The sequence below is a fragment of the Klebsiella sp. HN106 genome, from assembly GCF_051209435.1.
In the GTDB taxonomy this organism is placed as follows: Bacteria; Pseudomonadota; Gammaproteobacteria; order Enterobacterales; family Enterobacteriaceae; genus Klebsiella; species Klebsiella oxytoca.
Genome location: NZ_JBLURD010000003.1, coordinates 210,512 through 223,586 on the forward strand (window position 1 = coordinate 210,512; position 13,075 = coordinate 223,586).

Sequence of the window (13,075 nt, forward strand, 5' to 3'; positions counted from 1 at the left end):
GAAAGAAAAGGTTACGCCGTGCGCCTGATATACACTTTCCTGTTGGCCTGGTGCCTCAGTTTCGGGGCGTACGCAGCGACAGCCCCGGATGCTAAACAGATAGCCCAGGAGCTGGAACAGGCGAAGGCGGCAAAGCCCGCCCAGCCTGAAACCGTCGAAGTCCTGCAGTCTGCCCTGAATGCGCTTGAGGAGCGTAATGCCTCCCTTGAGCGCACCCGCCAGTATCAGGACGTTATTGATAACTTCCCCAAACTGTCGCAAACCCTGCGCGCGCAGCTCAACAATCTCAGCGATGAGCCGCGCCAGGTCTCCACTACCCTCTCCTCCGATGCCCTGAACCAGGAGATTCTCCAGGTCAGCAGCCAACTGCTGGAAGCCAGTCGTAAAGCTCAGCAGGAGCAGGACCGCGCCCGCGATATCGCCGACTCGCTCAACCAGCTGCCGCAGCAACAGAGCGATGCCCGCCGCCAGCTGAATGAGGTCGAGCGCCGGATCGGCGCGCAAAGCAGCAATACGCCGCTGGCGCAGGCGCAAAATCTTGGTTTACAGGCGGAGTCCGCGCGGCTGAAAGCGCTGGTCGATGAACTGGATCTGGCGCAGCTTTCCGCCAATAACCGCCAGGAGCTATCACGGTTGCGATCCGAGCTGGCGCAGAAAGAGAGTGAGCAGCTCGACGCCTGGCTACAGGCATTAAGAAATCAGCTCAATAACCAACGGCAGCGCGAGGCGGAGAAAGCGCTGGAAAGCACCGAGCTGCTGGCGGAAAACAGCGAAAACCTGCCGCCGGATATCGTGGCGCAGTTCAAAGTGAACCGCGAACTGTCGCAAGCGCTAAACCAGCAGGCGCAGCGGATGGACTTGATCGCCTCTCAGCAGCGCCAGGCGACCAATCAAACCCTGCAGGTGCGTCAGGCTTTAAACACGCTCCGCGAGCAGTCCCAATGGTTAGGTTCTTCCAATCTGCTTGGCGAAGCCCTGCGCGCGCAGGTGGCGCGTCTGCCGGAAATCCCGCGACCGCAGCAGCTGGATACCGAAATGGCGCAGCTGCGCGTGCAGCGCCTGCGCTATGAGGATCAGCTCGGCAAGCAGCCACAGCTAAGACAAATTCGTCAGGCCAACGGTGAACCCCTCACCAGCGAGCAGAACCGCATTCTTCAGGCTCAGATGCGCACGCAGACAGAGCTGCTCAACTCCCTGCTGCGCGGCGGCGATACGCTTATGCTCGAACTGACCAAGCTGAAAGTCGCCAACGGCCAGCTGGAGGATGCGCTCAAAGAGATCAACGAAGCGACCCACCGCTATCTGTTCTGGACCTCCGACGTCAGCCCAATCGGCTTCTCCTGGCCACTGGAGATTGTTCAGGATTTACGCCGACTGATCTCGCTCGATACCATGAGCCAGCTCGGTAAGGCCAGCATGATGATGCTGACCAGCAAAGAGACCCTGCTGCCGCTCTTCGTCGCACTCATTCTGGTAGGGTTCAGCGTCAGCTCGCGGCGCCATTTCACCAGCTTCCTGGAGCGTTCCAGCGCGCGCGTCGGCAAGGTTACGCAGGATCACTTCTGGCTCACCCTGCGAACGGTGTTCTGGTCTATACTGGTGGCCTCGCCGCTGCCGGTACTGTGGATGACGCTGGGCTACGGTCTGCAGTCTGCCTGGCCTTTCCCGCTGGCCGTGGCGATTGGCGATAGCGTCACCGCAACGGTGCCGCTGCTGTGGGTGGTAATGATTTGCGCCACTTTTGCCCGCCCGAACGGTCTGTTCATCGCCCACTTTGGCTGGCCGCGCAGTCGGGTTAGCAAGGCGATGCGCTACTATCTGATGAGTATCGGGCTCATTGTGCCGCTTATTATGGCGCTGATTACTTTTGATAATCTCAACGATCGCGAGTTCTCCGCCTCGCTGGGTCGCCTCTGCTTTATGCTGATTTGCGGCGCGCTGGCGATGGTGACCCTGAGCCTGAAACGCGCCGGCATCCCGCTGTATCTCGATAAAGAAGGCAGCGGCGACAATATGCTGAACCGACTGCTGTGGAATATGCTGCTCGGCGCGCCGCTGGTGGCAATGCTGGCGGCGGCAATCGGCTATCTCGCTACATCGCAGGCGCTGCTCGCCAGGCTCGAAACGTCGGTCGCCATCTGGTTCCTGCTGCTGGTGGTTTATCACATCATTCGCCGCTGGATGTTGATTCAGCGCCGTCGCCTGGCGTTCGATCGCGCTAAGCACCGTCGGGCGGAGATCCTCGCCCAGCGCGCGCGTGGCGAAGAGGACGTCCAGCATACCAGCAGCCCGGAAGGTTCAATGGAAGCCGAGGTCAGCGAGGTCGATCTGGATGCTATCAGTACCCAGTCCCTGCGTCTGGTGCGCTCCCTGCTGATGCTGATCGCGCTGGTGTCGGTTATCGTGCTATGGTCAGAAATCCACTCCGCATTTGGCTTCCTGGAGAATATCTCGCTGTGGGACGTGACCTCCACGGTGCAGGGCGTTGAGAGCCTGGAGCCGATCACCCTCGGCGCGGTGCTGATTGCTATTCTGGTGCTGATTATTACCACCCAGCTGGTGCGCAACCTGCCCGCTCTGCTGGAACTGGCCATCCTCCAGCACCTGGAACTGACGCCGGGCACCGGCTACGCCATCACCACCATCACCAAGTATCTGCTGATGCTGATTGGTGGTCTGGTCGGTTTCTCGATGATTGGGATTGAGTGGTCGAAACTGCAGTGGCTTATTGCCGCGCTCGGTGTAGGTCTCGGTTTTGGTTTGCAGGAGATCTTCGCCAACTTCATCTCCGGCCTGATTATTCTGTTTGAAAAACCGATACGCATTGGCGATACGGTCACCATTCGCGATCTCACCGGTAGCGTGACGCGCATTAATACCCGCGCCACCACCATCAGCGACTGGGACCGTAAAGAGATTATCGTGCCGAACAAGGCGTTCATCACCGAACAGTTCATCAACTGGTCGTTGTCGGATTCTGTAACCCGCGTGGTGTTAACGGTGCCTGCCCCGGTGGATGCCAATACCGAAGAGGTGGCGCAGATCCTGCTAAATGCCGCGCACCGCTGTTCGTTGGTTATCGATACCCCGGCGCCGGAAGCGTTTCTTGTTGACCTGCAGCAGGGGATCCAGATTTTCGAGCTGCGTATCTACGCCGCCGAAATGGGTCACCGTATGCCGCTACGCCATGAGATGCATCAGCTGATTCTGGCCGGATTCCGCGAGCACGGTATCGATATGCCGTTCCCGCCGTTCCAGATGCGCCTGGAGAGCATCGATGGCAGAAAAAGCAGCAGGGCGCTGACCTCGGCAGGGAAAACCAGTCGCGCGCCCGGCAGTCTGTAATATCGGCCTTGCCTGAACGCGGGCAAGGCCAGAACTGTCGCACTCCCGGACAATCAACCATACCGCCGCACATCGGCGGTCATCCCGGTCAATATCCTGCGGGAAAGCGGAAAGAAAGATCAGGCGCGGTCGACGGTAAACGAGATAACGTCGCCGATGCTTTCTGCGCCCAGCGCCAGCATCACCACCCGGTCAACGCCCAGCGCTACGCCGGAACAATCCGGCAGCCCGGCTTCCAGAGCGGCCAGCAGATGATGATCGATTGGCTGCTTCGGCAGACCGCGAGCCGCACGCTTGCGGTTATCCTGCTCAAAACGCTGCCGCTGTTCTCGGGCGTCGGTGAGCTCATGAAAACCATTAGCCAGCTCAATGCCTTTGTAATAGACCTCGAAACGTTCCGCTACGCGATGATCTTCGGTGCTGATTTGCGCCAGTGACGCCTGGCTGGCCGGGAAATGATAGATAAACGTCGGACGATCCTTACCAATATGCGGCTCAATGCCCATGACAAAAAGTAGCTGAAGCAGCGTGTCCCGATCCTCTTCCGTATCGGCAATATTGCTCAAATCGAGCTTAGCCGCCACTTCGCGCAGCTGCGTTTTATCTGCCGACAGCGGGTCGATTTCCAGATGACGCAGGAAGGCTTGCTGATAAGAGAGGCTTTCGGCCGGCTGGCAGTCGAGTACCTGCTGTAGCAGATCGTCTACTTCGTTGATTAGCCGGTACATGTCATAGCACGGACGATACCACTCCAGCATGGTGAATTCCGGATTATGGTGGCGACCCATCTCTTCATTGCGGAAGCTACGGCATAGCTGAAAAACCGGGCCGCAACCGGCCGCCAGCAGGCGCTTCATGTGATACTCCGGGCTGGTCATCAGATACAGATTCAGCCCCTGAGAATGACCCGGTCCTACGAAACGCGTTTCAAACGGGACCATATGGATATCCGTCACCGTCGCCTGACTCATGCAGGGCGTCTCCACCTCCAGCACGCCGCGGTCAGTAAAGAAACGACGAATTTCCGCCATCACCGCTGCACGTTTTAACAGGTTTGGAATGGATGCGCTCGGCTGCCAGGTTGCCGTTTCGCTCATGGTACTTTCTCCGATTTGAAACAAGGGCCCGAAGTCTACTCGTAACTGGCGAATGAAACAAATTTTGTGCGAAAAGGCAAAAGCGTCACATACGCTTAATTTATTGATAACCCAAAAACATACAGTGGATAGATAAACAACCGCACATAACGATAAAAAAATCGAACACGTCAATTTTCCCTCATAACCCTGCGGCTATACTCCTTACCTATAAAGGAGCAGTGATACGTTTTCGCCAGCCCGGCGGCGAAATAAACAAAAACTGGAGGAATGTCGTGCAAACTTTTCAAGCCGATCTTGCCGTTATTGGCGCAGGCGGAGCAGGTCTTCGTGCTGCAATTGCCGCCGCGCAAGCTAATCCAAATGCTAAAATCGCTCTAATTTCAAAAGTCTATCCTATGCGCAGCCATACCGTTGCTGCTGAAGGGGGTTCCGCTGCCGTCGCGCAGGATCATGATAGCTTTGAGTACCATTTCCACGATACTGTTGCAGGCGGCGACTGGCTATGCGAACAGGATGTCGTCGACTACTTCGTTCATCACTGCCCGACGGAAATGACCCAGCTTGAGCAGTGGGGTTGTCCGTGGAGCCGCCGCCCTGACGGCAGCGTCAACGTCCGGCGCTTCGGCGGTATGAAGATCGAGCGAACCTGGTTCGCAGCCGATAAAACCGGCTTTCATATGCTGCACACCCTGTTCCAGACCTCGCTTCAGTTCCCCCAAATCCAACGCTTCGACGAACACTTTGTCCTCGATATCCTGGTCGACGAAGGTCAGGCGCGCGGTCTGGTCGCGATGAATATGATGGAGGGTACGCTGGTACAGATCCGCGCCAACGCGGTAGTTCTGGCGACCGGCGGCGCAGGACGCGTATATCGCTACAATACCAACGGCGGGATCGTCACCGGCGATGGTATGGGTATGGCGCTCAGCCACGGCGTACCGCTGCGCGATATGGAGTTCGTGCAATATCACCCAACCGGCCTGCCGGGTTCCGGTATTCTGATGACGGAAGGCTGCCGCGGTGAAGGCGGTATTCTGGTCAACAAGAATGGCTACCGCTATCTGCAGGATTACGGCATGGGCCCGGAAACTCCGCTGGGCGAGCCAAAAAACAAATATATGGAGCTGGGTCCGCGCGACAAAGTCTCCCAGGCTTTCTGGCACGAATGGCGTAAAGGCAACACGATCCCAACGCCGCGAGGCGACGTGGTCTACCTCGATCTGCGTCATTTGGGCGAGAAAAAGCTGCTTGAACGTCTGCCGTTTATCTGTGAACTCTCAAAAGCCTACGTGGGCGTCGATCCGGTGAAAGATCCCATTCCGGTACGTCCAACCGCGCACTACACCATGGGCGGTATCGAAACCGACCAGCAGTGTGAAACCCGTATTAAAGGGCTGTTTGCCGTTGGCGAATGCTCTTCTGTCGGTTTGCACGGCGCTAACCGTCTCGGCTCCAACTCGCTGGCGGAGCTGGTGGTGTTTGGTCGTTTGGCCGGTGAACAGGCCATGCAGCGCGCCACCGAAGCGGGCGAAGCCAATAGCACCGCGCTGGACGCGCAGGTCGTCGATATCGAGAAGCGCCTGAAGGACCTGGTGAATCAGGAAGGTAACGAAAACTGGGCGAAGATCCGTGATGAAATGGGTCTGTCGATGGAAGAAGGCTGCGGCATCTACCGTACGCCGGAGCTCATGCAGAAAACGGTTGATAAGCTGGCCGAGCTGCAGGAGCGCTTCAAGCGCGTGCGTATCACCGACACCTCCAGCGTGTTCAATACCGACCTGCTGTATACCATCGAACTGGGTCATGGTCTGAACGTCGCCGAATGTATGGCGCATTCCGCCATCGCGCGTAAAGAGTCCCGCGGCGCGCATCAGCGTCTGGATGAAGGCTGCACCGAGCGTGACGACGTCAACTTCCTCAAGCATACCCTCGCCTTCCGCGACGCCAACGGTAATACCACTCTGGAGTACAGTGATGTGAAAATCACCACTCTGCCGCCGGCAAAACGCGTGTACGGGGCGGAAGCGGAAGCAGCCGAGAAGAAGGAGACGACGAATGGCTGAGATGAAAAACATGAAAGTCGAAGTGGTGCGCTATAACCCGGAAGTGGATATCGCACCGCACAGCGCTTTCTATGAAGTTCCCTACGACGAGCAAACCTCGCTGCTGGATGCGCTGGGCTATATCAAAGATAACCTCGCGCCGGATCTTAGCTACCGCTGGTCCTGCCGCATGGCGATTTGCGGTTCCTGCGGCATGATGGTGAACAAAGTACCAAAGCTGGCCTGTAAAACCTTCCTGCGCGAATACACCAAAGGCATTAAGGTTGAAGCGCTGGCTAACTTCCCGATTGAACGCGATCTGGTGGTCGATATGACCCACTTTATTGAAAGTCTGGAAGCCATTAAGCCGTACATCATCGGCAACCCGCGCACGCCCGATCAGGGACCAAACAAGCAAACGCCGGCGCAGATGGCGAAATACCATCAGTTCTCCGGCTGCATTAACTGCGGCCTGTGCTACGCGGCCTGCCCGCAGTTTGGTCTTAATCCGGAGTTTATCGGCCCGGCGGCGATCACCCTCGCCCATCGCTATAACGAAGACAGCCGCGACCACGGTAAAAAGGAACGTATGGCGCAGCTTAACGGCCAGAATGGCGTATGGACATGTACTTTCGTGGGCTACTGCTCCGAAGTCTGCCCGAAACACGTCGACCCGGCAGCTGCGATCCAGCAGGGTAAGGTAGAAAGCTCGAAAGACTTTCTTATCGCCACCCTGAAACCACGCTAAGGAGTGCAGTATGACGACTAAACGCAAACCCTACGTGCGGCCGATGCCGTCCACCTGGTGGAAAAAGCTGCCGTTTTATCGCTTCTATATGCTGCGTGAAGGAACAGCGGTCCCCACGGTCTGGTTCAGTATCGTGTTGATCTACGGGCTATTCGCGCTGAAGCACGGTGCGGAGAGCTGGGCCGGGTATATCGGTTTTCTACAAAATCCGATTGTCGTGATTCTGAACCTGATCACGCTTGCGGCCGCGCTGCTGCATACCAAGACCTGGTTTGAGCTGGCACCGAAAGCTGCCAATATTATCCTCAAAGGCGAAAAAATGGGGCCAGAGCCAGTGATTAAAGGGCTTTGGATCGTCACCGCGGTCGTCACCGTAGTGATTCTGTTTGTCGCCCTGTTCTGGTAAGGAGGCTGGAATGATCAATCCTAAACCAAAACGTTCTGATGAGCCCGTATTCTGGGGGCTGTTTGGCGCTGGCGGCATGTGGGGAGCAATTGTCGCTCCTGTCATCGTACTGCTGGTAGGTATTATGCTGCCGCTGGGCCTTGCGCCCGCAGACGCCTTCAGCTACGAACGCGTGCTGGGCTTTGCCCACAGCTTCATTGGCCGTGCGTTTATTTTTCTGATGATTGTGCTGCCGCTATGGTGCGGACTTCATCGTATTCACCATGCGATGCACGATTTAAAAATTCATGTACCCAACGGTAAGTGGGTCTTCTACGGCCTCGCGGCGATTCTGACCGTCGTCACGCTGGTCGGAATATTGTTCATCTAAACCGCTGCTTTAACCTCGACTGCGGCAAGCCCGGTAGCAGGATGTTACCGGGCTCTCTTCTCAAGAAAAATCTGCCGCATTTTTCCTGCCTGAATCTACACTTAGCTTAAAACTGGCAAGGAAATAACTATGCGTCTGCTCCCCGTCATGGCGGTTGTTGCCGCTTCATTTCTGCTTATCGCCTGTAGCACGCCGACGCCGCCTACCGGCGTCACCGTGGTCAGCCCATTCGACACGCAACGCTATCTCGGTACCTGGTATGAAATCGCCCGTTTCGATCACAATTTTGAGAGTGGCTTAGAAAAGGTCACCGCAACGTATAGCCTGCGCGATGATGGTGGGCTGAACGTGGTAAACAAGGGATATAACCCCGACCGGGGTATGTGGCAGAAAACCGACGGCGTCGCTTACTTTACCGGCGATCCCACGCGCGCCGCGCTGAAGGTCTCATTTTTCGGCCCTTTCTATGGCGGCTATAACGTCATTTCACTGGATAAGGATTATCGCTATGCGCTGGTTTGTGGGCCAGATCGCGACTATCTCTGGCTACTGGCGCGTGCGCCGAAAATCCCGCCGGAAGTGAAGCAGCAGATGCTGGATATCGCCAGCCGGCAGGGATTTGACGTGAGCAAGCTCATCTGGGTCAATCAACGCTATTAATGAGCGCTCATTTTCAGGCCAATGATGCCAATGACAATACATGCCAGGCTGGCAATGCGCATCGGGCTGGCGGATTCTCCTAGCAGGATAATCCCCGTGACCGCTGCGCCAACCGCGCCAATACCGGTCCAGACGGCGTAAGCCGTTCCCACGGGCAGCGTTTTCATCGCCCATGATAAAAGCGCCATACTGATAACCATGGCGGCAATCGTAATTACGCTCGGCACAAGCCGACTAAAACCATGGGTATATTTAAGACCGACTGCCCAGACAACTTCCAGCAGACCCGCGATAAACAGAATTAACCAGGGCATAAGGCTCCTTTGATGGGGCCGTCCCCAGATGTGAAACGCTTACGGGTCGTCCCGCAAGGTAGATGATAATCCGCGGAAATAATACACGATGTCGCTAAAGAGAGGAAGAACGGTACGACCACGGCCGTACCGCCATGGTCTATTGCTGAGCTTTGGTTGCGGCGCCGGAAATCGCATCGCCGCCATCTGAAATATCCTGACCGACACCGCGCGTGGTGTTACATCCGGTCAATGCTGAGGAGAGGACCAAAACCGTAAAGACCGCTGCAATCGCTTTTTTTACCATGATGTTATCCTTAATTTACCAGTTTTAGTTATCGTGCCTTATAAGCATAGACAACCTGGTTCAGGATGAGGGAATCTCAACGTTTTTTCGGAGAAAAAGAGGTTTAAGGTATTAAGTCAGGAACAGAAATGGATTATGAATGAGGATTTCCTGATGAAATCAGGTTAGCTGGCAGCGTGAGAAATAGCATGGCCCAGGCTTTGGATATCCTCACCCACGCCGCGAGCCGTATTGCATCCGGACAGAAGGGCGCAGCTAAGAAATAATAATACCGGGAGCGTTAATTTATGAGCCATCTTCCCTGCCTGCAGTTACGCCGGTAGAGGGCGCAGCGAAAGGCTGCGCCAACCGTCTCAGCGCATCGATTACTTCACGCGGGATACGTATTCGCCAGAGCGAGTATCCACTTTGATGACTTCGCCAATCTGAACGAACAGAGGAACTTTAACCACTGCACCAGTGGACAGGGTAGCCGGTTTACCGCCGGTGCCAGCAGTATCGCCTTTCAGACCTGGATCGGTTTCAACGATTTCCAGCTCAACGAAGTTCGGCGGGGTAACGGAGATCGGCTGACCGTTCCACAGAGTAACGATGCATTCAGCCTGATCCAGCAGCCATTTAGCATTATCACCAACGGCTTTAGAATCTGCGGCCAGCTGTTCAAACGTCGAGTTGTTCATGAAGTGCCAGAACTCACCGTCGTTGTACAGATAAGTCAGGTTCATATCGACAACGTCTGCGCCTTCAGCAGAATCTGTAGACTTGAAGGTTTTCTCTACGCGGGTACCGGTCAGCAGGCGGCGCAGCTTAACGCGCGCAAAAGCCTGGCCTTTGCCCGGTTTAACGAATTCACTGGCTTCAACTGCATAAGGTTCGCCGTCCATCATGATTTTAAGACCGGCACGAAAATCGTTGCTATAGTAAGTCGCCATAAGGCCCTCTGAAACTTTGTTAATTGGTAGCTAAGCCACAAAATGGCGCATATTGTAACCCTAAATACCCCATCCAGAGAAGATTGGTTAACGCAACTTGCCGATGTTGTGACCAGTCCCGATGAACTGCTGCAGCTTTTAAATGTAGACGCTGATGCGAATCTATTGGCAGGACGCGACGCTAAGCGCCTGTTCGCACTGCGTGTCCCACGGGCATTTATTGCTCGTATGGAACCAGGAAATCCAAACGATCCTCTTCTCCGTCAGGTACTTACCTCCCAGGAGGAGTTTATTCATGCTCCAGGATACTCCACCGATCCGCTGGAAGAACAGCATAGCGTTGTGCCAGGTCTGCTGCATAAATACAGCAACCGCGCTTTACTGTTGGTGAAAGGCGGCTGCGCGGTAAATTGTCGATATTGTTTCCGTCGGCACTTCCCGTACGCGGAAAACCAGGGCACGAAGCGCAACTGGCAGAAGGCTATGGAATACATCGCGGCTCATCCAGAGCTGGATGAAATTATTTTTTCCGGCGGTGACCCGTTGATGGCGAAGGACCATGAACTGGACTGGCTGCTTACCCAGTTGGAATCCATTCCACATATTAAACGCCTGCGCATCCACAGCCGGTTACCCATTGTGATCCCTGCGCGGATTACCGATACCCTGGTTGCGCGCATCTCTGCATCTTCGTTGCAGGTGCTGCTGGTGAACCATATTAACCATGCCAACGAGATCGATACCGCGTTTCGTAGGGCAATGAAGAGCCTGCGTATGGCTGGCGTCACCTTACTCAATCAAAGCGTACTGTTACGCGGTGTGAACGATAATGCGCGCACGCTCGCCGATCTGAGCAATGCGTTATTCGATGCCGGGGTTATGCCTTATTACCTGCACGTTCTGGACAGAGTGCAGGGAGCGGCGCATTTCATGGTCAGTGACGAAGAGGCCCGGGTAATCATGCGCGAACTACTCACGCTGGTCTCCGGTTATTTAGTCCCTAAACTTGCACGGGAAATCGGCGGAGAACCCAGCAAGACCCCCCTGGACTTAGGATTGAAGCAACGATAGCGAATCCGTCTGCCGGGCACTGCCTGGCAGACTACCTGTTGCTAATACTTACTGGTGTATAAATACTGACGCTTTATAATTTTCGTAGAACCAGTAATTATTCTTCCAGGGGAGAGTAAAGCGAATATAAAAGCAAGCGGTTAATCCATTCATTATTACTTACAAAAAAAGAGAAAGAATGTTTGCGGCGGTCATCACCAATAACAGAGGCAAAATCCACCCGGGTAATTTAAATACTGTTGCTTTATCGTCTGTGGAAATTTTTTGCGCATCTTCGCGGACAGCGGAATTATTCATCACATTTTTCTCAATCGGAGGCGAAGAGGTGCTTGCGGTAACCTGCACATTTTCAGAATTTTCCGGTGCCTTTTCTTCCGAGCGTAAGAATGAGGCAATATTTGAGCCTGCCGCGAGAACAAACCCGCGCTGCCTGACTGTAACAATAATATCTTGCGATAATCCTGCTTTCACTAACGACTTTCTTAACAATGATATGTTTTGATAAAAAGTATTCTGCGAAACGACAACCCCTCTGGTTTTCCAGACACTATCCAGAAACTCTTCTCGGGATATAATTTTCCCATTGCTTTCCAGTAAAAGTTGCAGGCAGCGTGCAGTCGGCGCGTTCAGCGTCACGCTCTCACCATTGTCCCCCACCGGCTGCAGCTCATTCATATTTACATTAAAAATAACTTCATTGTTAATGATATATTCATTGAATATCATAATCCCTTTCCTCCCTCACCATTCCATATGAAACAAAGATGAATTAAATTCAAATTCATCTTTAGCTATCACAGTACATCCCTTTAAGCCTGCCAGATTAGATAATTTCAAAGAAAAATCCCAGCTCTTCCCAGAGCAAAGATAAGATTATCATGATATTTGAACCAAAGGGAAGACTGATTTACAACTATACCTTCCAGGCACACTCATTATTATCTACGAAATCTGCTTGTGAAATTGCAACCTTCAATAAACAGAGTTTAAATTCAAACAGAATTCACATGCATTTTATCAGCCCTGCACTTAGATTTGTCACCGCTCCGGCACATTACGCTCTATGTATACCAGGTATGCACAATGCGGCGGCAGGAGAATGATAACGATAGCGATCAGGCATACATAGCGGAATGTTAGTTGTTACCTATCAGACTAATTAACATCTTCGCCTTGACGCTATTCAGGACTTTAGTATCTATAAATGGATTAAATAAATGAAAAAAACAATTGTAGCTGTAATGGTTGCTGCTTCAGCAGTTCTGAGTGCTCAGGCTTTCGCGGCAGGGAACAGTTCTTCTCTGACTATTCTGGGTAACGTTACCGACACCGGCGAATCCTGTAACGTAACGCCGTCCGCTATGATTTCCGGCGGTTCTTTAACTCTGGACGATGTTAAAGCATCTGTACTGGACGCAATGGCAGTTAATACTCCGTATATGTCAACTGCAAAAGACATTGAGTACAAAGTCGAAGATTGCCAGAAAGGTGCAACTAATTACACCGGTAACATCAACGTGACCGTAACCGGCGACTATATCAGCGGCCAGGACAACGTGCTGACCAACACTGCTGCCAGCCCGGCGACTAACGCTGCGGTTACCGTAGTGAACACCGACGGCACTCGCGTAAGCTTCACCGGTACGACTCCTCAAGTTGTTGCTTATACCGCAGGTACTCCGTCTTACCTGCGTTATAAAGCTGCATACGTTAAAACCGCAAATGGCGTTACCGATGGTGCAGTTAAAGGTGTAGCCACCTTTACTATTAGCTACTAATAAGTACAACGGGGCCTGCCTCA

General features: G+C 54.0%; 14 protein-coding genes. 8 read left to right on the forward strand and 6 right to left on the reverse strand.

Translation table 11 applies throughout. From position 1 onward, the window contains the following. Positions 1–18: 18 nt before the first annotated feature. Positions 19–3,345 carry a miniconductance mechanosensitive channel MscM gene (mscM, locus tag ACSIPU_RS11975; protein WP_196557775.1) on the forward strand — a complete coding sequence of 1,109 codons (3,327 nt, stop codon included), beginning with the start codon at positions 19–21 and terminating at the stop codon, positions 3,343–3,345. A gap of 119 nt (positions 3,346–3,464) precedes the next feature. Here the strand turns inward: mscM and epmA are convergent, their stop codons facing one another. Then, the gene (gene epmA / locus ACSIPU_RS11980) at positions 3,465–4,442 is read right to left on the reverse strand and encodes an elongation factor P--(R)-beta-lysine ligase (protein WP_196557773.1); all 978 of its coding nucleotides are present in this window, start codon (positions 4,440–4,442) and stop codon (positions 3,465–3,467) included. 275 nt (positions 4,443–4,717) lie between these two features. Here epmA and frdA point away from each other — a divergent pair, with 275 nt between their 5' ends. The 5 genes from frdA to ACSIPU_RS12005 all read left to right on the forward strand — a co-directional run bounded on the left by frdA (position 4,718) and on the right by ACSIPU_RS12005 (position 8,671). Further along, a complete protein-coding gene (frdA, locus tag ACSIPU_RS11985; RefSeq protein ID WP_023320198.1) occupies positions 4,718–6,508 on the forward strand; it encodes a fumarate reductase (quinol) flavoprotein subunit in 1,791 nt (596 codons plus the stop codon). Continuing rightward, positions 6,501–7,235, forward strand: a complete 735-nt coding sequence (locus ACSIPU_RS11990; RefSeq protein WP_004109180.1) for a succinate dehydrogenase/fumarate reductase iron-sulfur subunit — start codon at positions 6,501–6,503, stop codon at positions 7,233–7,235. The genes frdA and ACSIPU_RS11990 overlap by 8 nt, the downstream gene beginning before the upstream one ends. A 10-nt stretch (positions 7,236–7,245) precedes the next feature. Then, the gene (gene frdC / locus ACSIPU_RS11995; protein ID WP_004117355.1) at positions 7,246–7,641 is read left to right on the forward strand and encodes a fumarate reductase subunit FrdC; all 396 of its coding nucleotides are present in this window, start codon (positions 7,246–7,248) and stop codon (positions 7,639–7,641) included. Between the two features lie 10 nt (positions 7,642–7,651). Then, positions 7,652–8,011, forward strand: coding sequence for a fumarate reductase subunit FrdD (gene frdD / locus ACSIPU_RS12000; protein WP_004109192.1), 360 nt, complete (start codon positions 7,652–7,654; stop codon positions 8,009–8,011). A 129-nt stretch (positions 8,012–8,140) separates the two neighbouring features. Then, positions 8,141–8,671, forward strand: a complete 531-nt coding sequence (locus ACSIPU_RS12005) for a lipocalin family protein (protein WP_004109193.1) — start codon at positions 8,141–8,143, stop codon at positions 8,669–8,671. Here the strand turns inward: ACSIPU_RS12005 and sugE are convergent. The 4 genes from sugE to efp all read right to left on the reverse strand — a co-directional run bounded on the left by sugE (position 8,668) and on the right by efp (position 10,203). After that, a complete protein-coding gene (gene sugE, locus ACSIPU_RS12010; RefSeq protein WP_023320197.1) occupies positions 8,668–8,985 on the reverse strand; it encodes a quaternary ammonium compound efflux SMR transporter SugE in 318 nt (105 codons plus the stop codon). The genes ACSIPU_RS12005 and sugE overlap by 4 nt on opposite strands. Positions 8,986–9,124: 139 nt before the next feature. Next, positions 9,125–9,271, reverse strand: coding sequence for a lipoprotein toxin entericidin B (gene ecnB / locus ACSIPU_RS12015; protein ID WP_004109200.1), 147 nt, complete (start codon positions 9,269–9,271; stop codon positions 9,125–9,127). A 164-nt stretch (positions 9,272–9,435) separates the two neighbouring features. Further along, positions 9,436–9,567, reverse strand: a complete 132-nt coding sequence (locus ACSIPU_RS12020; protein WP_016809373.1) for an entericidin A/B family lipoprotein — start codon at positions 9,565–9,567, stop codon at positions 9,436–9,438. 69 nt (positions 9,568–9,636) lie between these two features. After that, entirely contained in the window at positions 9,637–10,203 is a 567-nt protein-coding gene (gene efp / locus ACSIPU_RS12025; protein WP_004109203.1) for an elongation factor P, read from the reverse strand. Between the two features lie 42 nt (positions 10,204–10,245). Here efp and epmB point away from each other — a divergent pair, with 42 nt between their 5' ends. Further along, the gene (epmB, locus tag ACSIPU_RS12030; RefSeq protein ID WP_004109206.1) at positions 10,246–11,274 is read left to right on the forward strand and encodes an EF-P beta-lysylation protein EpmB; all 1,029 of its coding nucleotides are present in this window, start codon (positions 10,246–10,248) and stop codon (positions 11,272–11,274) included. Between the two features lie 159 nt (positions 11,275–11,433). Here epmB and ACSIPU_RS12035 read toward each other — a convergent pair whose 3' ends face one another. Next, complete coding sequence (locus tag ACSIPU_RS12035) at positions 11,434–12,000, reverse strand: winged helix-turn-helix domain-containing protein (RefSeq protein ID WP_004109209.1); 567 nt, start codon at positions 11,998–12,000, stop codon at positions 11,434–11,436. A 491-nt stretch (positions 12,001–12,491) separates the two neighbouring features. On the opposite strand from ACSIPU_RS12035, the gene ACSIPU_RS12040 reads away from it, so the two are divergent. Continuing rightward, complete coding sequence (locus tag ACSIPU_RS12040) at positions 12,492–13,052, forward strand: fimbrial protein (RefSeq protein WP_004109211.1); 561 nt, start codon at positions 12,492–12,494, stop codon at positions 13,050–13,052. Positions 13,053–13,075 lie beyond the last annotated feature (23 nt).

Coding starts and splice junctions, on each gene's coding strand:
- epmA (WP_196557773.1), bottom strand. CDS start 4,442: ATGAGCGAAACGGCAACCTGGCAGCCGAGCGCATCCATTCCAAACCTG.
- ACSIPU_RS11990 (WP_004109180.1), top strand. CDS start 6,501: ATGGCTGAGATGAAAAACATGAAAGTCGAAGTGGTGCGCTATAACCCG.
- frdC (WP_004117355.1), top strand. CDS start 7,246: ATGACGACTAAACGCAAACCCTACGTGCGGCCGATGCCGTCCACCTGG.
- frdD (WP_004109192.1), top strand. CDS start 7,652: ATGATCAATCCTAAACCAAAACGTTCTGATGAGCCCGTATTCTGGGGG.
- ACSIPU_RS12005 (WP_004109193.1), top strand. CDS start 8,141: ATGCGTCTGCTCCCCGTCATGGCGGTTGTTGCCGCTTCATTTCTGCTT.
- sugE (WP_023320197.1), bottom strand. CDS start 8,985: ATGCCCTGGTTAATTCTGTTTATCGCGGGTCTGCTGGAAGTTGTCTGG.
- ecnB (WP_004109200.1), bottom strand. CDS start 9,271: ATGGTAAAAAAAGCGATTGCAGCGGTCTTTACGGTTTTGGTCCTCTCC.
- ACSIPU_RS12020 (WP_016809373.1), bottom strand. CDS start 9,567: ATGGCTCATAAATTAACGCTCCCGGTATTATTATTTCTTAGCTGCGCC.
- efp (WP_004109203.1), bottom strand. CDS start 10,203: ATGGCGACTTACTATAGCAACGATTTTCGTGCCGGTCTTAAAATCATG.
- epmB (WP_004109206.1), top strand. CDS start 10,246: ATGGCGCATATTGTAACCCTAAATACCCCATCCAGAGAAGATTGGTTA.
- ACSIPU_RS12035 (WP_004109209.1), bottom strand. CDS start 12,000: ATGATATTCAATGAATATATCATTAACAATGAAGTTATTTTTAATGTA.
- ACSIPU_RS12040 (WP_004109211.1), top strand. CDS start 12,492: ATGAAAAAAACAATTGTAGCTGTAATGGTTGCTGCTTCAGCAGTTCTG.